At 65.5% G+C, this 20668-nt stretch carries 21 protein-coding genes; 8 read left to right on the top strand and 13 right to left on the bottom strand.

Going from position 1 to position 20668, the window contains the following annotated elements; translation table 11 throughout:
• The first annotated feature begins 2 nt into the window (after positions 1-2).
• From frdA to CV_RS16595, 5 genes are all read left to right on the top strand, one after another.
• Positions 3-1778 (top strand): fumarate reductase (quinol) flavoprotein subunit, encoded by a 1776-nt coding sequence (gene frdA, locus CV_RS16615; protein ID WP_011136916.1) that lies wholly within the window; start codon positions 3-5, stop codon positions 1776-1778.
• The gene (locus CV_RS16610; RefSeq protein WP_011136915.1) at positions 1775-2521 is read left to right on the top strand and encodes a succinate dehydrogenase/fumarate reductase iron-sulfur subunit; all 747 of its coding nucleotides are present in this window, start codon (positions 1775-1777) and stop codon (positions 2519-2521) included. The genes frdA and CV_RS16610 overlap by 4 nt, the downstream gene beginning before the upstream one ends.
• On the top strand, positions 2518-2916 hold the full coding sequence (locus CV_RS16605; RefSeq protein WP_011136914.1) for a hypothetical protein: 399 nt from the start codon (positions 2518-2520) through the stop codon (positions 2914-2916). The genes CV_RS16610 and CV_RS16605 overlap by 4 nt, the downstream gene beginning before the upstream one ends.
• On the top strand, positions 2913-3275 hold the full coding sequence (gene frdD / locus CV_RS16600; RefSeq protein ID WP_011136913.1) for a fumarate reductase subunit FrdD: 363 nt from the start codon (positions 2913-2915) through the stop codon (positions 3273-3275). Before CV_RS16605 ends, frdD begins: the two co-directional genes overlap by 4 nt.
• A gap of 256 nt (positions 3276-3531) precedes the next feature.
• Positions 3532-4212 (top strand): hypothetical protein, encoded by a 681-nt coding sequence (locus tag CV_RS16595; RefSeq protein ID WP_011136912.1) that lies wholly within the window; start codon positions 3532-3534, stop codon positions 4210-4212.
• An 83-nt stretch (positions 4213-4295) separates the two neighbouring features.
• Here the strand turns inward: CV_RS16595 and CV_RS16590 are convergent, their stop codons facing one another.
• From CV_RS16590 to CV_RS16580, 3 genes are all read right to left on the bottom strand, one after another.
• Positions 4296-5324, bottom strand: coding sequence for a DUF475 domain-containing protein (locus tag CV_RS16590; protein WP_043596552.1), 1029 nt, complete (start codon positions 5322-5324; stop codon positions 4296-4298).
• A 110-nt stretch (positions 5325-5434) separates the two neighbouring features.
• Complete coding sequence (locus CV_RS16585; protein ID WP_011136910.1) at positions 5435-6646, bottom strand: DUF1615 domain-containing protein; 1212 nt, start codon at positions 6644-6646, stop codon at positions 5435-5437.
• A gap of 108 nt (positions 6647-6754) precedes the next feature.
• The gene (locus tag CV_RS16580; protein WP_043598189.1) at positions 6755-7438 is read right to left on the bottom strand and encodes a M23 family metallopeptidase; all 684 of its coding nucleotides are present in this window, start codon (positions 7436-7438) and stop codon (positions 6755-6757) included.
• 69 nt (positions 7439-7507) lie between these two features.
• Between CV_RS16580 and CV_RS24415 the strand changes: the two genes are divergently transcribed.
• Positions 7508-7945: a substrate-binding periplasmic protein gene (locus CV_RS24415; protein WP_080509057.1), complete on the top strand. Its 438-nt coding sequence runs from the start codon at positions 7508-7510 to the stop codon at positions 7943-7945.
• 15 nt (positions 7946-7960) lie between these two features.
• A complete protein-coding gene (locus CV_RS24410) occupies positions 7961-8230 on the top strand; it encodes a transporter substrate-binding domain-containing protein (RefSeq protein WP_158303324.1) in 270 nt (89 codons plus the stop codon).
• Positions 8231-8275: 45 nt separating this feature from the next.
• Here CV_RS24410 and ettA read toward each other — a convergent pair whose 3' ends face one another.
• From ettA to gpmI, 9 genes are all read right to left on the bottom strand, one after another.
• The gene (gene ettA / locus CV_RS16565) at positions 8276-9943 is read right to left on the bottom strand and encodes an energy-dependent translational throttle protein EttA (RefSeq protein ID WP_011136907.1); all 1668 of its coding nucleotides are present in this window, start codon (positions 9941-9943) and stop codon (positions 8276-8278) included.
• Between the two features lie 87 nt (positions 9944-10030).
• A complete protein-coding gene (locus tag CV_RS16560; protein WP_011136906.1) occupies positions 10031-10456 on the bottom strand; it encodes a BLUF domain-containing protein in 426 nt (141 codons plus the stop codon).
• A 109-nt stretch (positions 10457-10565) separates the two neighbouring features.
• Positions 10566-11045 (bottom strand): DUF456 domain-containing protein, encoded by a 480-nt coding sequence (locus CV_RS16555; RefSeq protein ID WP_011136905.1) that lies wholly within the window; start codon positions 11043-11045, stop codon positions 10566-10568.
• Between the two features lie 4 nt (positions 11046-11049).
• The gene (gene ppk1, locus CV_RS16550) at positions 11050-13128 is read right to left on the bottom strand and encodes a polyphosphate kinase 1 (RefSeq protein WP_011136904.1); all 2079 of its coding nucleotides are present in this window, start codon (positions 13126-13128) and stop codon (positions 11050-11052) included.
• 70 nt (positions 13129-13198) lie between these two features.
• Entirely contained in the window at positions 13199-13471 is a 273-nt protein-coding gene (locus tag CV_RS16545) for an oxidative damage protection protein (RefSeq protein WP_021475089.1), read from the bottom strand.
• Positions 13472-13569: 98 nt separating this feature from the next.
• A complete protein-coding gene (gene argA, locus CV_RS16540) occupies positions 13570-14877 on the bottom strand; it encodes an amino-acid N-acetyltransferase (RefSeq protein ID WP_011136902.1) in 1308 nt (435 codons plus the stop codon).
• A 145-nt stretch (positions 14878-15022) separates the two neighbouring features.
• Positions 15023-16444, bottom strand: coding sequence for a S41 family peptidase (locus CV_RS16535; protein ID WP_011136901.1), 1422 nt, complete (start codon positions 16442-16444; stop codon positions 15023-15025).
• Positions 16445-16487: 43 nt separating this feature from the next.
• Positions 16488-17828, bottom strand: coding sequence for a murein hydrolase activator EnvC family protein (locus CV_RS16530; protein WP_043596545.1), 1341 nt, complete (start codon positions 17826-17828; stop codon positions 16488-16490).
• 72 nt (positions 17829-17900) lie between these two features.
• Positions 17901-19424, bottom strand: a complete 1524-nt coding sequence (gene gpmI, locus CV_RS16525; protein ID WP_011136899.1) for a 2,3-bisphosphoglycerate-independent phosphoglycerate mutase — start codon at positions 19422-19424, stop codon at positions 17901-17903.
• Positions 19425-19532: 108 nt separating this feature from the next.
• Here gpmI and CV_RS16520 point away from each other — a divergent pair, with 108 nt between their 5' ends.
• Positions 19533-19829, top strand: a complete 297-nt coding sequence (locus CV_RS16520; protein ID WP_227590052.1) for an ArsR/SmtB family transcription factor — start codon at positions 19533-19535, stop codon at positions 19827-19829.
• Between the two features lie 140 nt (positions 19830-19969).
• Here the strand turns inward: CV_RS16520 and CV_RS16515 are convergent, their stop codons facing one another.
• Positions 19970-20431 (bottom strand): DUF4442 domain-containing protein, encoded by a 462-nt coding sequence (locus CV_RS16515; RefSeq protein ID WP_011136897.1) that lies wholly within the window; start codon positions 20429-20431, stop codon positions 19970-19972.
• Positions 20432-20668 lie beyond the last annotated feature (237 nt).

Below are 20668 nucleotides of genomic sequence, written 5' to 3'. Positions count from 1 at the left end.
CCGTGAAGACCTGCCAAGCAGACGTAGTGATTGTCGGCGCCGGCGGCGCCGGCCTGAGGGCGGCCATCGCCGCCGCGCAGTTCGATCCCAAGCTCAAGATCGCCCTGGTGTCCAAGGTGTATCCGATGCGCAGCCACACGGTGGCGGCGGAGGGCGGATCGGCAGCGGTGAAGCAGGATCATGACAGCTTCGACGCCCACTTCCACGACACCGTGGCCGGCGGCGACTGGCTGTGCGAACAGGACGTGGTCGAGTATTTCGTCCGCCAGTGTCCGGAAGAGATGGTGCAGCTGGAGCATTGGGGCTGTCCGTGGAGCCGCAAGGACGACGGCAGCGTCAACGTGCGCGCCTTCGGCGGCATGAAGATAGAGCGGACCTGGTTCGCCGCCGACAAGACCGGCTTCCACATGCTGCACACGCTGTTCCAGACCTCGATCCAGTTTCCTCAGATCCAGCGTTTCGACGAATACTTCTGCGCCGACCTGATCGTCGAGGATGGCCAGGCGCGCGGCGTGCTGGCCATCGAGATCGCCAGCGGCGAATCCGTCTTGATCGAGGCCGGCGCGGTGGTGATGGCCACCGGCGGCGCCGGGCGGGTGTTCCGCGAAAACACCAATGGCGGCATCGTCACCGGCGACGGCATGGCGCTGGCCTACCGCCACGGCGTGCCGCTCAGGGACATGGAGTTTGTCCAGTACCACCCTACTTGCATGCCGCGCACCGGGCTGTTGTTCACCGAGGCCTGCCGCGGCGAGGGCGGCCTGTTGATCAACAAGGACGGCTACCGCTACCTGCAGGACTATGGACTGGGGCCGGCCGAGGACAAGCCGCGCAACAAGTTCATGGAGCTGGGCCCGCGCGACCGCCTGAGCCAGGCCTTCTGGTACGAGCAGCAGAAGGGCCGCACCGTGCAGGGACCATGGGGTTCCGCCGTATACCTGGACCTGCGCCACCTGGGCCATGCCAAGCTGCGCGAGCGGCTGCCGCAAATCTGCGAACTGGCCGAGGAGTTCCTGGGCATCGATCCGGCCAAGGAACCGATCCCGGTGCGGCCGGCAGTGCACTACACCATGGGCGGCATCCTGGTGGACGGACATTGCGCCGCGCCCATGCCTGGCTTGTACGCGGCGGGCGAGTGCTCCAGCGTCGGCATCCACGGCGCCAATCGTCTCGGCTCCAATTCGCTGGCCGAGCTGTCGGTGTTCGGCAAGGTGGCCGGCGTCGAGGCCGCGCGTTTCGCACGCGACTGCAAACCCGCCAAGCGGGAGTCGCTGCTGAAGCAGGCGGAGGCGGTCCAGGCCCGCCTGCATGCGCTGCGGGCCAAGGACGGCACCGAGCGCATCGCCGATTTGCGTCGCGAAATGGCGGAAACCATGGAGGCAGGCTGCGGCATCTACCGCATGGAAGACAGCATGCGCGCCACCTGCGACAAGCTGGCCGAGCTCAAGCAACGCTTCCGGAACGTCAATGTGGAAGATAAATCCAGCGTGTGGAACAGCGACTGGCTGCTGGCCATCGAGCTGGGCTACCAGCTGGACGTGGCCGAGGCGATGGCGCATTCGGCGCTGCACCGCAAGGAATCGCGCGGCGCCCACCAGCGGCTGGACGGCTTCGAGCAGCGCGACGATGCCAACTTCCTCAAGCACAGCCACGCCATTTATCAGCCGGATGCCGGGCCGCGCATCGAGTACGGCGCAGTGAAGATCACCACGTCCCAACCCGGCGTGCGCGCCTATGGCGCGGCGGGGGTGGCCGCAGAACAAGGAGAACAGGCATGACGGACAAAACCATCCATATCGAGGTGCTGCGCTACCGGCCCGAGCAGGACAAGGAGCCGTGGCTGCAAGGCTTCGACGTGCCGTACAGCGACGACATGTCGGTGCTGCAGGGCCTGCAATACATCCGCGATTATCTCGACGGCACGCTGGCCTTCCGTTGGTCCTGCCGCCAGGCCATCTGCGGCAGTTGCGGCATGATGGTGGACGGCGTGCCCAAGCTCGCCTGCAAGACCTTTCTGCGCGACTATCCGGGCAGGGTGCGCATCGAGCCCTTGAACCACTTCCCGATCGAGCGCGATCTGGTGGTGGTGCTGGACGACTTCATCGACAAACTCGAAAGCATCACGCCCTATATCGTGCCCAAGGAAGACAAGCCCTTGTCCGAGGGCGAGTACCAGCAGACGCCGGCGCAGATGGACTGGTACGCCCAGTTCAGCGGCTGCATCAATTGCCTGCTGTGCTACGCCGCCTGTCCGCAATACGGCCTGAACTCGGATTTCCTCGGCCCCGGCGCCATCGCGCTCTTGCACCGCTACAACCAGGACAGCCGCGATGGCGCGTCCGAACAGCGCATGGCGCTGCTGGCGGCGCAGGAGGGCGTGTTCAACTGCACGGCTGTGGGTTACTGCTCGGAAGTCTGTCCCAAGGCGGTGGACCCGGCCAATGCGGTCAACCTGAACAAGACCGAAGTGGCCAAGGACTATTTCCTGCGATTCGTCAGACCTAAGGGAGCATGCCAATGAGCAAGCGCAAGCCCTACGTCCGGCCGATGGAAGGCTGGTGGAAGAAGAACCCCTACTTCATCGAGTACATGATCCACGAGGGCACGGCGCTGTTCGTCGCCGCCTACGGTTTTGTGCTGCTGTTCGGCCTGTGGCGCTTGAGCCAGGGCGAGGCGGCGTGGAACGGCTTCGTCGCCGCGCTGCGAAGCCCGCTGTCCATGCTGTTGCACCTGATCCTGCTCGCCATGATCGGCTATCACGGCTACACCTGGTTCAAGATCATGCCGCGCACCTTGCCGCCGCTGATCATCGGCGGCAGGCGCGTCTCCGCCACCGCCATCACAGCCGGGGGCTTCGCCGCTACCTTGCTGGCCAGCCTGGCCTTGCTGGGCGTCGTATGGGGGATCTCGCAATGAAAAACCGCCAATTGAAGCGTTCCCACGCGCCCATCTTCTGGGGATTGTTCGGCGCAGGCGGCATGCTGGCCGCGCTGTTCGGGCCGATGCTGGTGGCCATCACCGGCTTCGCCGCGCCGCTGGGCTGGCTGCCGGCCAAGGCCGCCAGCTACCAGGGCGCGCTGGCGCTGGCGCAGAGCCTGACCGGCAAGCTGGTGTTGTGGGGACTGATCAGCCTGCTGCTGTGGCATGCGGCGCACCGCATCTATCACAGTCTGCACGATGTCGGCGTGCATGGCGGCCCGCTGGCCAAGGCGCTGACCTATGGCGTGGCGGCGGCGGGCACGCTGGCGGCGATGTGGCTGTTGGCCGGCATCTGAGCCTTGTTCGATGAAAAGCCGACCGTGTCTGGCCCTTGGGGGCGGGGCGGTCGGCTTTGTCGCATGCCCCCGGCCATTCGGACCGGCCGGGGCATGGGTGACGCAATTCGGGCTTGCGCAATGGCATTTCTGGTGTTTTGCTTGAATTAACAAAGATTTGCACTTTGTCGCTGTGCGCCGGGCCTTCGGTGCCGATATACCGATATCAGCGCAGGCTGGGCGCGGGCCGTTCCGTCATCCAGGTAAGGAGAGCGTCATGTCAGTCAGTTCTCTCGGCAACAGCTCCATTTCCTTGCAGTACACACAGGTCGACATTCAGGAAAGCTTCTCGTCCGACGCCGGTCAGGGCGGCGGCGCGGTTCAGGGCGGCGGCCATCGGCATCGCGGAGGCGGCGGCGAGCTGACGCAGAGCGTGCTGCAGGCGCTGCAGCAATCGGGACTGTTGCAGCAGGCGTCCGCCGGCTCGAGCGGCGACAGCGGAGGCCCAACGGGCGGCGGCGACGCCGGCGCGGTGGGCGCGGCCGGCAACACCGGGCAAGCGGTGCACGCCTTCATCCATTCATTGTTCCAGGCCTTGCGGCAGGAGGGGGCGTCCTCCGCCAGCGGCTCGGGCTCCGCTTCCGACAATGACGGAGACGTCGACAGCGGCGGACAGGACCAGGACAGCGGCGCGGCGGTCGGCGGCAGCGCCTACGGCGGCCTGCAGAACAATCTGCAGCAGCTGCTGCAGGATCTGGCCAACGGCACCCAAAACGACGCCGCCTCGGGCATCCAGTCGGCTTTCCAGAGCCTGCAGCAGGCGCTGGGCCTGAGCGGCGGGCAATCGGGGCAGTCGTCTTCCCTGCAGACGTTTCTGCAGAACCTGGCCAAGGATCTGCAACAGAACCAGCCCGGCGCCCATGCGGGCGTCGGCGCTTTGCTGAGCACTTCCGCCTGACCAGGTTGCCCCGCGCGGGGCGCCGAGTCGGGATGGAAAAGGCCGGGGGAAACCCCGGCCTTTTTCCTGGCAGCCTCAGCGGCTCAGCGCTTGTTGCGCGAAGGCAGGCTGGTGAGCACGCCCAGTCCGATGATGGCGACGCTGATCAGGCCGGTCGCCACTTCGCCCAGCTCCACGTGCAGCGCCGCGGCGAACATGATGGCCACCAGCGCGGCGATCGCCCAGAACGCCGATACTTCCAGATACTTGAACTGGCTCATCACGTCGCGCTCCACCAGGTAAAGGGTCAGCGAGCGCACGAACATCGCGCCTATCCCCAGGCCGGCGGCGATCAGCCAGAAATCATTGGTGATGGCGAAGGCGGCGATCACGCCATCCATGGAGAAGCTGGCGTCCAGCACCTCCAGGTAGACGAAGCCGATCAGGCCGTTTTTGGCGGCGGCGGTCTGGATGTCCACGCCGCCGAACAGCTGCTTGAACATGTGCAGCACCATGAACACCACGTAGCCCCAGAAGCAGCTGCTGATGAAAGCCATTTTCTGTCCGGCCGGCAGCAGCGCGGCGATGGCGGCCACCACCAGGATGGTGACCAGCGACTGGGCGTTCTCCACGCTGCCCAGCTTGGCCAGCAACGGCTCGATGCCGGGCAGCCAGTGCTCGTCCTTCTCGTGCTGGACGAAATATTCGATCACCACCATCAGCAGGAAGGTGGCGCCGAAGCCCATGATCATCAGATGGCTGTCGTGCATGATCTGCTGATAGCGTTCCGGCTGCCGGGTCGCCACCGCGAAGGCTTCGGCCAGCGATACGCCGCCGGCGGTGGACACGATCAGCAGCGGGAACAGCACGCGCATGCCGAACACCGCCACCGCGATGCCCACGGTCATGAAGACTTGCCGCCAGCGGTGGCTCATCGCCTTGAGCACGGTGGCGTTCACCACCGCGTTGTCGAAGGAGACGCTGGTTTCCAGCACCGCCAGCACCGCGGTGGTCAGCAGGAAGGCGCCGGCCAGCTCGGCGCCGCCGCGCATGTGGCCGTACCAGGCGACGGCGGCCAGCACGGCGACGCTGAAGATCAGCGAGCCGCGGAAATAGGAAAAAGTGGAAGGCATGGGTTCAACCTGAGCAAATGCGGCGTCGCCGCTGTTTTTTTTGAATGCACAAACGGCCGGAGGGGCCGGCCGTTGCGTGGGCATTATATGACGCCGTCAGCGCCAGCGCATCAGCGCGCGCCGGCTGCGCGGGCCAGGCACTGGCGGTAACGGCCGTCCACCCGCTTGGCGAACCACTCGGTGGTCAGCTTGCGGCTGATCTTGGGGCTTTTCAGGTCGATCTGCGGCATCCGCTCGCGCGGCTGCGCCTGGCCAGCCTGCTTGTCCGCCAGCGCGAACACCTGCCGGTAGAGCGGGGTTTGCCCGAAGGCGGCGTTCTTTTCCAGCTGCAGATCGCGCTGGATGGCGGCGGCGCTCATGCCCAGCCGGCCGGCCAGCGACAGCGCGGCCTGTTGGCTGCCGGAGGCGGCCTTGCCCTGGTAGTTCAACAGGTCGCCGTCCAGCGCCAGCTTGCGGCCGGAAAGCCGCGACAGCGCGGCCTGGAAGGCGGCGTTGCGGCTGCTGTAGCGGCCGGCGTTGAAATCGGCGAAGCGGTACAGCATGTCCCGGTACGGGGCCGGATACTGCAGCAGGATGGCGGCGCCGAAATAGACGCCGCCGCGGCGGCTGAACACTTCGTGGCGTATGCTGCCCTGCACCGGATAGGGATAGGGCCAGACCCTGGCGTGCCCTTCGGCGAATTCCACGCTGACCTGCATCGGCCCGCCGGTGCGTATCGGGTTCTTCATCTCCATCGGCAGGCCCAGTTTTTGCGCCTCCCGCGACATGTCTTCGTACAGCAGGTTCATTTCGCGCTCGGTGCGCAGGTTGTCTATCCGCGTCTTGTAGCTCTGGCCGTTGGGCGAGGTTTTCAACAGCGCGCCCTTCACCACGGTCAGCGGCACCAGGTAGCGGTGCGCGCGCTCCTCTATCTTGCCCCAGACGATCTTGGGCAGGCCAGGCACCACCGGATCGGCCTGCCAGCTGGACTCCTGCTCGATCACCGCCGCCAGCGCGCAGGCATTGTCGGCGGTGGCGGGAATCTGCAGGTGGCGGAAGGCGCCGTCGATGTCGGCGATCCAGCCCTGGCGGTCGCGCGCGCCGCTGGGGACCGCGGCGGCGATGAAGGCGCGCGAAACCGGCGGCGTTTTGGCCGCGCTGTTCTGCGGCGGCGTGGCCGGCGCGGCGGGGGGCGGTTCGACGGGCGGCGGGAGAGGCTGCATGGCATCGGCCGCGGGCGGCACGGTTTCGGGAGACGTCAGCGGTGCGGAGGCCGGAGCGGGGCGCGTGCCGGCGCAGGCGGCCAGCAGCGAGCACAACAGCATCAATGGAAGCTTTTTCATTTTTCTAGGTCTGGAGCGGTGCGACAGCGGCGAGGTTAGGCCAAGCCGCCTGGGCGCGCAAGCGCCGTCAGCCGAGCCCGCGCGCGTCCCGGCAAGTCTGGCCCTGGCTCAGCGCGGCGGCAGGTAGGCGGCCGGGTCCACCACCCGGGTGCCCAGCCGCAGCTCGAAATGCAGCTTGACCCGGTTGGCGCCGGAGTCGCCCATGGTCGCGATCTGCTGGCCGGCGCTCACCTGCTGGCCTTCCTGCACCAGCAGCTTCTGGTTGTGGGCGTAGACGGTCAAGGTGTTTTCATTGTGCTTGACGATCAGCAGATTGCCGTAGGCGCGTATGCCCTTGCCGGCGTACACCACCTTGCCCGCCGCGGCGGCGCGCACAGGGTCGCCGGCCTTGCCGGCCAGGTCCAGCCCCTTGTTGCGGTTGCCGTCGAAACCGGATATCAGCGCGCCGTCGGCCGGCCATTGCAGCTTGATGTCCAGCTTGGCCGGCGGCGGCGCCGGCCGGGTCTCCGCCGGCTTGGACGCGGAAGGCTTGCCGGCCGAGGGCGGCCTGGCTGCGCTGGCCGGCGGCTGGATCCGCAGCAGCTGCCCGGCCTGGATGCTTGAGCGGTCCGCCAGCTGGTTCCAGCGCGCCAGGTTGGCGACGCTTTGCTTGTTCTGGCGCGCGATGCGGTACAGCGTGTCGCCCGGCTGGACGCGGTAATAGCCGGCGGGAGCCGGCGCGTTCGACGCGGATGGCGTGGCGCAGGCAGCTAGCAATAAGCTGCTACAAAGAATAAGAGTACGCAGGGACATGGTTTGGGATTCTATCATCGTCCGCCTGCCGGGCCGCAGTCCCGGCGAGCGGATCGACGGGGCGCCGCGATGAGGAAATGGCTTTGGCTTGGCTTGTGTTGCATTGGTTCCTTCTGCCGGGCGGAACCCGTCATCAATCTGTATACCATCAACTACCCGCCTTTCGTGATCCGCGAGGGGCACGATCATGCGCTGCACGGCATCGCCATCGATTTGCTGGGGCAGGCGCTTGCCCGCAGCGGCGTTCACGCGCAATACGTCGACCTGCCGTGGAAGCGGGCGCAGCTGCAGGTGCAGGCCGAGGAAAACGGTTGCCTGTTGCCGTTGACCCGTTCGCCCAAGCGCGAGGACACCTATCGCTGGGTGGGGTTGATGGACGAGAGCAGCCAGTCCCTGTTCGTGGCCGCCGGCAGCAAGCTGCAGCTTCGGGGCGTGGCGGATCTGAAGGGCTTGCGCGTGGTGGCGCTGCTGGGCTCGTCGATGGCGGACTGGCTGCGCCTCCACTAGGTGGCGTTTTCCGAGTTGCCGACCACCGAGGACGCCTATCGGGAACTGAGCAGCGGCGTCGCCGATGTCTGGGCGGTGCATAGCCCGGTGGCGCGCTACCTGGTGAAGAAACAGGGCAGCGGCGCGGTGCCGGTGCGCGAGGTGATGAAGCTGCAGAGCACCGGCATCTATCTGGCTTGCAGCCGGCGGATGCCGGACGATCTGGCGCAAAAGCTGGGCGCCGCGTTCAAGCAGCTGCGCGACGACGGCACCGGCGCGCGCGTGGCGGCGCATTATCTGGAGTGACGGCAAAAAAGCCCCCGGCGAAGGGGGCTTGCTGTTGTCCGCGGATCAGCGGCTGATCGGCTTGTAGCGGATGCGCTTGGGCTTGGCGCCTTCCTCGCCCAGGCGCTTCTTCTTGTCGGCCTCGTATTCCTGATAGTTGCCGTCGAAGAAGGTCCATTGCGATTCGCCTTCGGCCGCCAGGATGTGGGTGGCGATCCGGTCCAGGAACCAGCGGTCGTGGGAGATCACGAACACGGTGCCGGCGTATTCCAGCAAGGCGTCTTCCAGCGCGCGCAGGGTTTCCACGTCGAGGTCGTTGGACGGTTCGTCCAGCAGCAGCACGTTGCCGCCCTTGAGCAGGGTCTTGGCCAGGTGCAGGCGGCCGCGTTCGCCGCCCGACAGCATGCCCACCTTCTTCTGCTGGTCGGCGCCCTTGAAGTTGAAGCGGCCGAGGTAAGCGCGGCTGGACATCTCGAACTTGCCGACGGTCAGGATGTCGGCGCCGGCGGCCACGTCCTCGAACACGGTCTTGTCGCCGTCCAGGCCTTCGCGGCTTTGCTCGACGAAAGCCATCTGCACGGTCTGGCCGATCTTGACCGTGCCGCTGTCCGGCTGCTCCTTGCCGGCGATCATCTTGAACAGCGTCGATTTACCGGCGCCGTTGGGGCCGATGATGCCGACGATGGCGCCCGGCGGAGCCTTGAAGCTGAGGTTGTCGATCAGCAGGCGGTCGCCGAAGCCTTTGGACACGCCTTCGAACTCGATCACTTCATTGCCCAGGCGCTCGGCCACCGGGATGAAGATTTCCTGGGTCTCGTTGCGCTTCTGGGTCTCAAAGCTGGACAGCTCCTCGAAGCGGGCGATGCGCGCCTTGGACTTGGCCTGGCGGCCCTTGGGGTTCTGGCGCACCCATTCCAGCTCCTGCTTCATCGCCTTCTGGCGCGCGGCCTCGCCCTTGGCTTCCTGAGCCAGGCGCGCTTCCTTCTGTTCCAGCCAGCCGGAGTAATTGCCCTTCCAGGGAATGCCTTCGCCGCGGTCCAGCTCCAGGATCCATTCGGCGGCGTTGTCGAGGAAGTAGCGGTCGTGGGTGACGGCCACCACGGTGCCGGGGAAGCGCACCAGGAACTGCTCCAGCCATTCGACCGATTCGGCGTCCAGGTGGTTGGTCGGCTCGTCCAGCAGCAGCATGTCAGGCTTGGACAGCAGCAGCTTGCACAGCGCCACGCGGCGCTTCTCGCCGCCGGACAGCGGGCCGATCTTGGCGTCCCACGGCGGCAGGCGCAGCGCGTCGGCGGCGATTTCCAGCTGGTGCTCGACGTTGTCGTTGGCGCCGGCGGCGATGATGGCTTCCAGCTTGGCCTGTTCCTCGGCCAGGGCGTCGAAGTCGGCGTCCGGATCGGCGTAGGCGGCGTAGACCTCTTCCAGGCGCTTCTGCGCGCCCATCACTTCGCCCATGCCGCTTTCCACTTCCTCGCGCACGGTTTTTTCCGGATCCAGCTGCGGCTCCTGCGGCAGGTAGCCGATGTTCAGGTTGGGCTGCCACTGCACTTCGCCGTCGTATTCCTTCTCGACGCCGGCCATGATCTTCAGCACGGTGGATTTGCCCGCGCCGTTCAGGCCCAGCAGGCCGATCTTGGCGCCGGGGAAGAAGCTGAGGGAGATATCCTTGATGATTTGCCGCTTGGGCGGGACGATCTTGCTCACGCGGAGCATCGACATCACGTATTGGGCCATGAGTGCGTTCACATTGGTTGGATGGGACTAAGCGTCGATTATAACGAAATCCGCGCCCATCCTGCGGCCGGGATGAGCGGATGGCGGTCAGCGGCAGTGCTCGCGGAAAGTCAGCAGCATGCTCATCGCCAGCGAGGGGCGTTCCGCCAGCAGTTTGGGTTGGAAGTCGGGACCATAGATGTCCACGAAGCCCGGCTGCTTGCGGATGGTCTCGTCGTCGAGGCGGGTGAAGCCCATTCGCCAGTCGGCGAAGCTGCGCCGCTCGATGTTTTCGAGCAGGATTTCTATCAGATTGTGGTGGAGCGGATCGTCCAGAATGCGCTGATAGGTTTCGGCGACGGCATCGGCTTCGCCTTCCAGCACCTGGATGAAGTTGCCGGGGCCATACAGCAGGACGCCGCTGATGTCGTTCCGCAGGTTGTGGCGCACGCAGGATTCAAGCAGGGCTTCCAGATCCGCGTTGTCCAATTCCCGGCGGGCGGTGCTGACATAGATCAGATGCTGCAGGGCCATGGCGGATGTCCTCGGCTGAAGGGGCGGGCGCTATCGATCGCAACAGCATAGCAAAATCTGCGCGCCGCCGCCGGGATGGCCGCGCCGGCCATCCGCATGGCCAGGGGGGCTACAGCGCCAGCGCCAGCGCGGCGGTGGCCAGCATCGCGAAGGCGCAGGCCACCTTGGCCACCGCGCCGACGATGAAGCCGATGAAGGTGCCGACGCCGACCTTGCCGGCCTGGAACGCGTCCTTGCGGGCGATGAATTCTCCGACGATGGCGCCGATAAGCGGACCCAGGATCACGCCGGCGATGCCGAAGAACATGCCGACCAAGCTGCCGATGAAGGCGCCCCACAACGCCTGGCGGCTGGCGCCGGTCGCCTTGGCGCCCAGCAGGCCGGCGACGAAGTCTATCAGCAGGCCCAGCGCGGCCAGCACCGCGAGTATGGTCAGGCTGACCGCGCCCAGATGGTTGAAGCCGTCCATCCAGGAGGCCAGCAGCAGGCCGCCGAACATCAGCGGCAAGCCGGGGATGGCCGGCAGGATGGTGCCGGCGAGGCCGGCCAGCACCATCAGCGCGGCGATGAGATAGCCGAGGATTTCCATGCGCTTATTCCGCTTCCGGATTGCCGGTATAGGAGGCCAGCAGCTCGCGCTGCGCGCAGTGCGGCTTGCCGCGGCTGGTCCGGCGCTTGTAGCCGCCGTCCGGCAGCATTTCCCAGCTGTTGACGTTGTCTTCCAGATACAGGCGCAGCGCCTCCTTGATGATGCGGCGCTTCAACTTGTTGTCCAGGATAGGCGCGCAGGTCTCGATGCGGCGGAAGAAGTTGCGACCCATCCAGTCGGCGCTGGACATCAGCAGGTCTTCCTTGTGATCGTTGTAGAAGTAGAACACGCGCGGGTGTTCGAGGAAGCGGCCGACGATGGAGCGGACGGTGATATTGTCCGACAGCCCCGGCACGCCCGGCCGCAGCGCGCACACGCCGCGCACGATCAGCTGGATCTTCACCCCGGCCTGGCTGGCGCGGTACAGCGCGTGGATCACCTGCGGCTCCAGCAGCGAGTTCATCTTGGCGATGATCTGCGCCGGCTTGCCGGCCTGCGCGTGCTCGGTCTCGCGCTGTATCGCCTCCATGATCATGCTGTGCAGCGTGAACGGGCTCTGGAACAGCCGCTTCAGGCTGCCGGCGCGTCCCAGGCCGGTGAGCTGGATGAAAATGTCGTTGACGTCGCTGGCGATTTCCTCGTTGCAGGTCAACAGGCCGAAGTCGGTGTACAAGCGCGCGGTGCGCGGGTGGTAGTTGCCGGTGCCCAGATGCACGTAGCGGTGCAGGCCGTGGGCCTCGCGGCGCACCACCATCAGCATCTTGGCGTGCACTTTGTAGCCGATCACGCCGTAGACCACGTGGGCGCCGGCGTCTTCCAGCCGGCTGGCCCAGCCGATGTTGGCCTCTTCGTCGAAGCGGGCCATCAGCTCCACCACCACCGTCACCTGCTTGCCGGCGCGGGCGGCGGCGATCAGCGACTCCATCAGCACCGAGTCGGTGCCGGTGCGGTACACCGTCATCTTGATGGCCACCACGTGCGGATCGGTCGCCGCCTGGGTGAGGAAGTCGATCACCGGCTGGAAGCTCTGGTACGGGTGGTGCAGCAGCACGTCGCCCTTGCGGATGACGTCGAACAGCGAGGACTTGGACTTCTTCTGCAGATTGGCCGGCAGCGTCGGCGTGAACGGCGCGAACTTGAGATCGGCGCGGTCCACCAGGTCGGGCACCTGCATTAGCCGCACCAGGTTCACCGGGCCGTTGACGCGGTAGACGTCGCGCGGCTGCAGGTTGAACTGGGTCAGCAGGAAGGATTCCATGTGTTGCGGGCAGGTATCGGCGATCTCCAGCCGCACCGCGTCGCCGAACTGGCGCTGGCGCAGTTCGCCCTGCAGCGCGGTGCGCAGGTTCTTGAAGTCGTCGTCGTCGACCGACAGTTCGCTGTCGCGGGTCACGCGGAACTGGTAGCAGCCCTTGACCGCCATGCCGGGGAACAGCTCGTGCACGTGCGAGTGCAGTATCGACGACAGGAACACGAAGCAGTGCGGGCGGCCGTCGCAGACGTCGGCCGGCAGCTTGATCACGCGCGGCAGGATGCGCGGCGCCTGCACGATGGCGGTGCCGGACGCGCGGCCGAAGGCGTCGCGGCCTTCCAGCTCCACCGCGAAGTTGAGCGATTTGTTCAATACCTTGGGGAAGGGGTGGGACGGATCGAGCCCGATCGGCGTCAGGATGGGCATCAGCTCGCGGAAGAAGTAGTTTTTCACCCATTCCTGCTGCTGCTCGGTCCACTCGCTGCGGCGCAAGAACACGATGCCCTGTTCGCGCAGCGCCGGGAACAGCACCTCGCTCATCACCGCGTATTGCTCGCGCACCAGCTGGTGGCTGGCGCGGGACACCTTGGCCAGCGCCTGCTCCGGCGTGGAGCCATCCGCCAGGATGCGGTCGGGCGTGGCGTGGGCGGCGTCTTGCAGCCAGGCGACGCGGACTTCGAAGAATTCGTCCAGGTTGGAGGAGACGATGCACAGGAACTTCAGGCGCTCCAGCAGCGGCAGGTCCGGGTCTTCCGCCTGGGCCAGCACGCGGCGGTTGAATTCTATCAGTCCCAGTTCACGGTTCAGCAGCAGGTCTTGCGGTTGTGACATACGGTATGCGAGCCAAAATGACGGTGATCGGAAACAATAAAGCCCTCGCTTGGAGGGCTTGTTCACGGCTTTAGTTCTGCGGCGGCGTATAGCCCGCCGGCGCGTCGGCGCCCTGGCCGAAGAAGTAGGCATCCAGCTGGCTGGCCAGATACTGGCGAGCGCGGGCGTCGGCCAGGCTGAGACGGTTTTCGTTGATCAGCATGGTCTGGTAGCGCAGCCAGCCTTGCCAGGCTTCCTTGGACACGCTTTCGTAGACGCGCTTGCCCAGTTCGCCCGGCAGCGGGGGGAAGTCGAGGCCTTCGGCTTCGCGGCCCAGCTTGATGCAGTTAACGGTTCTGCTCATCGCTTGAAATCCTTGCTTGGAATCGGATTGAAACAACAGGCTATTGTGTCACAGAGCCTGCGCCGTTCCAACCGTGGCGGCATCATCGCCGTTAATTGTTACAGCTTCTTTACGAACACCTTCGAGCGGCGCTGGTAATTGTAAAACTGCTGGCGCGCCAGCGGCAGCGAGCTCTTGTCGGCCTCGGCGAAACCACGCTCGACGAACCAGTGCGAGGTCTGGGTGGTCAGCACGAACAGCGATCGCAGGCCCTGGGTGCGCGCCTGGTATTCCACGTGCTTGAGCAGCATCTCGCCGAAGCCGCCGTCGCGTTTTTCCTGCGACACGGCGAGGCAGGCCAGTTCGGCCGTCTCCGCTTCCGGGAACGGGTGCATCGCCACGCAGCCGTAGATCTTGCCGTCGTGCTCCAGCACCGAGTATTCGCCTATCTCCACCTCCAGCCGCTCGCGGCTGCGGCGCACCAGAATGCCCTGTTCCTCCAGCGGGCGGATCAGCCCCATGATGTCGCCTACGTCCTCTATGCTGGCGTGGCGGACCTTGACCAGCGGGTCGCGGGCGATCATGGTGCCGTTGCCGCCGCGGGTGAAGTGCTCCAGCAGCAGCGCGCCGTCCTGATGGCGGCTGACCAGGTGGGCGCGGGGAATGCCTTCGCGGGTGGCGCGTATGCAATAGGGCAGGCAGGCGGCGACGTCGTCCTGCAGGCTGCCCGCCTGCAGCAGCTGCTCGGCTTGCTGGGCGGTCAGCGTGCTGATCAGCTCGCTGTCCTGCTCCACCGCGCCGCGGCCTTCTACGACGAAGATCAGCTTCTCCGCCTTCAGCGCGATGGCGGCGTGGGTGGCCAGCTCTTCCATGGTCAGGTTGAAGCTCTCGCCGGTCAGCGAATAGCCGACCGGGGTCAGCAGCACCAGTTCCCCGGCGTCCAGGCGCTGGCGGATCGCCGCGGCGTCCACGCGCCGCACCTGGCCGGTGTACTGCATGTCCACGCCGTCCAGCACGCCGAGCGGCTGGGCGGTGACGAAGTTGCCGCCGGCCACGCGCAGGTGGGCGCCGTGCATCGGCGAGTGCGGCATGCCCATCGACAGCCGGGCCTCGACGTCATGGCGGGTGGCGCCGGCCGCCTGCTTGACGATGTCCATGGTAGCGGCGTCGGTGACGCGGCGATCGCGGTGGAACAGGCGGGCGATGCCGTGGCGCTTGAGCAGGGTTTCGATCTGCGGGCGGATGCCGTGCACCAGCACGATGCGCACGCCCAGGCTGACCAGCAGGTTGATGTCCTGGGCCATGCTGGAAAAGTCGCCGTCCAGCAGGCTCTCGCCGCCCATGGCCAGCACGAAGGTCTTGCCGCGGTAGGCGTTGATGTAGGGGGCGGCTTCGCGGAAGGTGTGGACGAACTCGCGGGTCAGCATGCGGCGGGCTCCGGCCGGTGGAAGGAATGGATAACCATCAAGAATATCAGGATTGCCGCGGCATTGTGTTTCGGAAAGTAAGCCCGCCTGCATGAAAAATGCCGCCCGGCGGGGCCGGGCGGCATCGTGTCGGGAACCGGGGGGATCAGTTCTCGTTTTTCTGCAGGATCTGCTGCACCTTGAGCACGTTCAGCGCCTGGGACAGCTGGTAGTCGCTCTTCGGGTTCGGCATCCGCTGTCCGCCTTGCGCGTCCGGCGCGGCCGGCTCCTTGTCCTTGCCCTCCGGAACGGGCGCCGGCGCGGGCGGCTGCGCAGGCTTGGCGGCGGGTTTGGCCGTCTTGGCCGGCTTGTCGTCGCCGTTGGGATTGGCCAGATGGTTTTCCAGATCCGCCTCGCGCACGCGCAACGCCTGGTCGGCGGCGGTCAGCGTCGCGTCCTCGGCCACCACGTCCGGCGTGATGCCCTTGGCCTGGATCGAGCGGCCGCTAGGCGTGAAGTAGCGGGCGGTGGTCAGCTTGATGCCGCCCTGGCTGCCCAGCGGCAGGATGGACTGCACGGAGCCCTTGCCGAAGGTTTGCGTGCCCACCAGCACGGCGCGCTTGTGGTCCTGCAGCGCGCCGGCGACGATTTCCGACGCCGAGGCCGAACCGCCGTTGACCAGCACCGCCAGCGGCACGCTGCGCACCGCCACCGGCAGCTTGGCCAGCGGATCGCTGCCGTTCTGGCGCGCGTAATTCTGCAGCGTGGCGGTCAGGCGCATCTTGGCGTCCGGCGTGCGGCCCTCGGTGTAGACCACCAGCTTGTCCTTGGGCAGGAAGGCGGCGGCGACGCCGACGGCGCCGTTCAGCAGGCCGCCCGGGTCATCGCGCAGGTCCAGCACCAGGCCTTTCAGCGGCTGCTTGTTTTCCTGATACAGCTTCTGCAGACCGGCGGCCAGGTCCTCGGCGGTGTGTTCCTGGAACTGGGCGATGCGCACGTAGCCGTAGCCCGACTCCAGCATCCGGTACTTGACGCTCTTGGTCTTGATCACCGCGCGGGCCAGCGTGAACACCAGCGGCTTGGCCTCGTTCTTGCGGGCGATGGTCAGCGTGACCTTGCTGCCCGGCTTGCCGCGCATCTTTTTCACCGCGTCGTTCAGCGACAGGCCGCGCACCGGAGTGTCGTCGATCTTGATGATCAGGTCGCCGCTCTTGATGCCGGCCTTCTGCGCCGGGGTGTCCTCGATAGGGGACACCACCTTGACCAGGCCGTCCTCGGCGCCGATCTCTATGCCCAGGCCGCCGAACTCGCCCTGCGTGCCTTCGCGCAGTTCCTTGAATTCCTCGGGGTCCATGTAGTCGGAGTGCGGGTCCAGGCCGGTCAACATGCCCTTGATGGCTTCGTCTATCAGCTTCTTGTCCGTCACCGGCTCGACATAGCTCTGCTTGATCAGGCTGAACACCTCGGCGAAGGTGCGCAACTCGTTCAGCGGCAGCGGCGAGGCCTCCTTGTCGGCCAGCGCCTGCATGCTGAGGGTCAGTACGCCACCGGCCATGGCGCCTGCCACCAACCATGCGATTTTCTTCATTTTTTGGCTGCTCATGCTTTGCTGATTCTCCGTGTCCCGGACCTTAGCGCGTCCAGGCTTGCGGGTTGAGGGTGCGGCCCAGGTGCCGGATTTCAAAGTACAGTCCGGATTCGCCGTTGTCCAGTGCTCCGGTGTTGCCGAGTGTTTCCCCTGCCTTGACGCCGCTGCCGGACGATTTGGCGATGGCGGACAGGTTGGTGTACACCGTCATATAGTTGCCGCCGTGGTCTATGATCACCGCCTTGCCGAATCCGCGCAACTCGTCGGCATACACCACGGTGCCGTCGGCGACGCTGCGCACCGGCTGGCCGGAGGCGGCGCGGATGAACACGCCCTTCCAGGTGGTGCCTTCGCGCCGCGCTTTGCCGTAGGCGCCGCCGATCTGGCCGGCCACCGGCATCTTCATCTTGCCCTGCAGGCTGGCGAAGGCGCGGCCGGACGCGCTGTCGTCCGCGACTTCGTCCACTTTGTGCGCCGGCTCTTCCTTGACGATCACCGGCTTCTTCGCCTCTTCAGGCACCGGCTTGCCCTGTTTCTTGGCTTGCTCGGCCAGCTTGCGGCGACGCTCGTTTTCCTTGCGCGCGGCTTCCCGGGCGGCGGCCAGCTTGGCCTTGCGCGCCTCGGCGGCCTTGCGCGCGGCCTCGGCGCGGCGGCGCTGGATCTCGCGGTTGATCTGGGCGATCACATTGGCCAGATGCTTCTCGTCCTCCTGCAGCTGCGTCAGCTTGCTCTGGCCCTGCTTGATCTCGCCGGCTACTTTGTTCAGCTGCTGCACCTGCTGGGTCTTGTCCTTTTCCAGGTCGCTTTTTTCCTGCGACTTGCGATCGGACAGATTGTTCAATCTGGCCAGCTCCTGCTCCAACTGGGCCGATAGCGTTTCCAGCTGTTTCTGCTGGACGACCAGTTGTTGCACCAGCTGCTGCTCGGCGCGGGCGATGTGCTGGTAGTAGGTGAGGTCGCGGGCGCTCTGGTTGGGGTCGTCCGCGTTCAGCATCAGCTTCATCGCGTCGTGCTGGCCGTTCTTGTACTGGCGCACCAGCATCTGGCCGACGCGCTGGCGGGTGCCGGCCAGCTTGGCGCGGGTTTGCTCGATCTTGCCGCGCAGTTCGGCCAGCTGCTGTTCGGAACGGTTTTGCTTCTGCTCCAGCGTCGCCAGCGCCTGCTTGGTCTGGCTGATGGCCTGCTCCGACTCCTTGATCGCGGACTGCGCCTCCTTCTGGACCGTCTGCTTCTGCGCCAGGTCCTTCTTCAGGGTGTCGATCTCCTTGCGCACGTTTTTCAGGTCTTGCTGATGCGGGGCGACGGACAGGCTGGTGGAGGAGGCGTTGGTATTGGCCGCCTGGGCGGCGCCGGCCAGCAGGGCCAGCAGCAGGTAAGGTTTCATTCCCTTGGTGTTCTTTCGCTTGAGGCAATAACGGCGGCCACGCCGGAGCATGGCCGCCGCTCCGTGAGGCGATTATTGGAAGTCGATCAGCGATTGACCGGTCATCTCCGCCGGTTGTTCCAGGCCCATCATCGCCAGCAGCGACGGCGAGATGTCGCGCAGCGAGCCGCCGGCGCGGATTTTCGCCGGCCGGCCGATGTAGAGGAAGGGCACCTGGTTGGTGGTGTGCTGGGTATGCGGCTGATGGTGCTCGCCGTCGTACATCTGCTCGCAGTTGCCGTGGTCGGCGGTGATCAGCACCTCGCCGCCGGCGGCCAGCATCGCGTCCACGCAGCGTTCGATGCAGCCGTCCAGCGCTTCCACCGCCTTGACCGCGGCGTCGAACACGCCGCTGTGGCCGACCATGTCGCCGTTGGCGTAATTGCAGAAGATGGCCTGGTATTGGCCGGACTGGATCGCCGCGACGATCTTGTCGGTGACCTCGCCGGCGCTCATTTCCGGCTGCAGGTCATAGGTGGCCACCTTGGGCGACGGCACCAGGATGCGGTCCTCGCCCGGGTAGACCTGCTCTTCGCCGCCGTTGAAGAAATAGGTGACGTGCGGGTATTTCTCGGTTTCGGCGATGCGCAGCTGTTTCAGTCCCTTGGAAGACAGGTATTCGCCCATGCCGTTGTGGATCTTCTGCGGCGCGTAGGCGACCGGCAGCGCCGAGTAGGCTTCGCCGTAGGAGGTCAGGGTGGCGTAGTAGCCGAACTTGGGCTGGCGCGCCTTGAAGCCGTCGAAGGCCGGGTCGGTGAGCGCGGAGGTCAGCTGGCGGGCGCGGTCGGCGCGGAAATTCATGAAGATCAGCGCGTCGCCGTCCTGCATCTTCACCGGCGCGCCGATGCCGGTAGCCTTGACGAACTCGTCGTTCTCGTCGCGCTCGTAAGCGGCTTTCAGCGCGTCCAGGCCGGTTTCGGCGTGGAACAGGCCTTCGCCGTCCACCAGCAGGCGGTAGGCGGGCTCGACGCGCTCCCAGCGCTTGTCGCGGTCCATCGCCCAGTAGCGGCCGGTCACGGAAACCAGGCGGGCATTCGGGCATTCGGCCAGCGCCGCGTCCAGGCGCTTCAGATAGGTTTCGGCGCTGCGCGGCGGCGTGTCGCGGCCGTCGAGGAAGGCGTGGACGTAGATTTTGGGCACGCCGGCGGCCTGGGCGGCGCGGATCAGCGCATGAATGTGGTTCTCGTGGCTGTGAACGCCGCCATCGGACAGCAGGCCCAGGATGTGCAGGGCCGAGCCTTGAGCTTTGCTCATGGCTTGCTGCAGTGTGTCATTGCTGGAGAAGCGGCCATCCTCGATGTCGCAGTCGATGCGGCTGATGTCCTGCTGGACGATGCGGCCCGCGCCGATGTTCAGGTGGCCGACCTCGGAATTTCCGAACTGCCCGGAGGGCAGGCCGACGAAGTTTTCCGAGGCGTTGATCGTTCCGTACGCGTACTGTTCGCGCAGGCGGCTCCATACCGGCATTCTGGCGTGCAGGATGGCGTTGTCGTCGCCTTCCGTGCGATGGCCGAAACCGTCGAGGATCAATAACAACACAGGCTTGATGGATTTCATGGCATTCGCATTCAGAATATTAGAAAACCTTGATAGTATCTGGTTTTGTGGATACTATTGTACCGCAGTCAAATCAAAAAAATGTCAGGCTACATTAGGAGAAAAGCTTTGCTGTTCAACGACGACCAGATCGAGCAGACGTCGCGGGCGATGAAGGCCATGTCGCATCCGCTGCGTTTGAAGATCATATCGGTGCTGGAAGACAGGGAGGTGAGCGTGCAAGACATCGTCGAGCAGGTCGGCACTTCCAAGAGCAATATTTCCCAGCACTTGGCCATTATGCGGGACAAGGGCGTTTTGCGCACGCGCAAGGACGCCAACCGGGTTTACTACCGGGTGGGCGACATCCGCACGCTGGACGTGCTGAGGATGATGCGCGAAGTGTTCTGTGGTTTCGGGGAGTAAGCGCTTCACGGGACCCATATGGAAAAAGCCGCGAAACGCGGCTTTTTCCATATGGGTTTCGCGCTTGCAGCCGCTAACAAAACCTTGTAGAGCGTCTGAGCCAAGGAGGCGCAACGCAGGATCAGCGGTTTTGTCGGCGGCTATCGGCGCCGGTCCGGCTTTCGGCGCACGTACAGCGTCTTGTGCACGGTGGCCACCAGCTCGTCGTCGGCGTCGCGGATCTCCACCGTCATTTCCGGCAAGTGCTTGTCGCCGCCGGCGGTGCGCTCGCGGATGTCGGCCAGCTGTTCGTCGCTCAGATGGAACAGCGCCCGCACCACGCCGCGGCCCGGCTTGACGTAGTCTATGCGCCCGGCCTTGTCCCACACGTAGTAGTCGCCGCCCAGCTGGCGCAGCAGCATCAGCATGTAGAACGGATCCGTCATCGCGTACAGGCTGCCGCCGAAGTGGGTGCCGACGTAGTTGCGGTTGCCCAGTCCCAGCTTGAGCCTGACCTCGGCCTGGCGGAAGTCGGGGGACAGCTTGTGCACGCGGATGCCGGCGCCGAGAAAGGGCGGCCACAGATTGAACAGCAGCTTGATCAGCCAGATGGGCAGGTTCATTTTTATTCAAACGGTCGTTTGGATATTTCCATCGTCGACAAAGCTTTGACCGATGTCAATGCCGGCGCGGGGAAATCCGTCCAATCGCTTGTCGATTTATCCACAGCAATCGCGGAATAACCTTGTGGATAAGTGGCGCGGCGTGCCGGTGGCAACGGCTTTTGACAGTGCTTGCCCAAAAAAGTGGCAAGCGGCGAGAAATTTATTCCCGCGAGGTTGCCTGAACCCGGTCGTAGG

Origin of the sequence: Chromobacterium violaceum ATCC 12472 (assembly GCF_000007705.1) — a bacterium.
GTDB classification, from domain to species: Bacteria; Pseudomonadota; Gammaproteobacteria; order Burkholderiales; family Chromobacteriaceae; genus Chromobacterium; species Chromobacterium violaceum.
The sequence above is the reverse complement of the archived record's forward strand: the minus strand, read 5'-3'. Positions and strand labels throughout refer to the sequence as shown.

Bases quoted from the DNA above. Each gene is read 5' to 3' on its own strand.
- CV_RS16530 (WP_043596545.1), bottom strand. From the start codon at position 17,828: ATGAAACCTTACCTGCTGCTGGCCCTGCTGGCCGGCGCCGCCCAGGCG.
- CV_RS16515 (WP_011136897.1), bottom strand. From the start codon at position 20,431: ATGAACCTGCCCATCTGGCTGATCAAGCTGCTGTTCAATCTGTGGCCG.
- CV_RS16560 (WP_011136906.1), bottom strand. From the start codon at position 10,456: ATGGCCCTGCAGCATCTGATCTATGTCAGCACCGCCCGCCGGGAATTG.
- ppk1 (WP_011136904.1), bottom strand. From the start codon at position 13,128: ATGTCACAACCGCAAGACCTGCTGCTGAACCGTGAACTGGGACTGATA.
- CV_RS16535 (WP_011136901.1), bottom strand. From the start codon at position 16,444: ATGAAGAAAATCGCATGGTTGGTGGCAGGCGCCATGGCCGGTGGCGTA.
- CV_RS16605 (WP_011136914.1), top strand. From the start codon at position 2,518: ATGAGCAAGCGCAAGCCCTACGTCCGGCCGATGGAAGGCTGGTGGAAG.
- CV_RS16610 (WP_011136915.1), top strand. From the start codon at position 1,775: ATGACGGACAAAACCATCCATATCGAGGTGCTGCGCTACCGGCCCGAG.
- CV_RS24415 (WP_080509057.1), top strand. From the start codon at position 7,508: ATGAGGAAATGGCTTTGGCTTGGCTTGTGTTGCATTGGTTCCTTCTGC.
- CV_RS16545 (WP_021475089.1), bottom strand. From the start codon at position 13,471: ATGAGCAGAACCGTTAACTGCATCAAGCTGGGCCGCGAAGCCGAAGGC.
- gpmI (WP_011136899.1), bottom strand. From the start codon at position 19,424: ATGAAATCCATCAAGCCTGTGTTGTTATTGATCCTCGACGGTTTCGGC.
- CV_RS16595 (WP_011136912.1), top strand. From the start codon at position 3,532: ATGTCAGTCAGTTCTCTCGGCAACAGCTCCATTTCCTTGCAGTACACA.
- CV_RS16585 (WP_011136910.1), bottom strand. From the start codon at position 6,646: ATGAAAAAGCTTCCATTGATGCTGTTGTGCTCGCTGCTGGCCGCCTGC.
- argA (WP_011136902.1), bottom strand. From the start codon at position 14,877: ATGCTGACCCGCGAGTTCGTCCACACCTTCCGCGAAGCCGCCCCCTAC.
- CV_RS16580 (WP_043598189.1), bottom strand. From the start codon at position 7,438: ATGTCCCTGCGTACTCTTATTCTTTGTAGCAGCTTATTGCTAGCTGCC.
- ettA (WP_011136907.1), bottom strand. From the start codon at position 9,943: ATGGCCCAATACGTGATGTCGATGCTCCGCGTGAGCAAGATCGTCCCG.
- CV_RS16555 (WP_011136905.1), bottom strand. From the start codon at position 11,045: ATGGAAATCCTCGGCTATCTCATCGCCGCGCTGATGGTGCTGGCCGGC.
- CV_RS16590 (WP_043596552.1), bottom strand. From the start codon at position 5,324: ATGCCTTCCACTTTTTCCTATTTCCGCGGCTCGCTGATCTTCAGCGTC.
- frdD (WP_011136913.1), top strand. From the start codon at position 2,913: ATGAAAAACCGCCAATTGAAGCGTTCCCACGCGCCCATCTTCTGGGGA.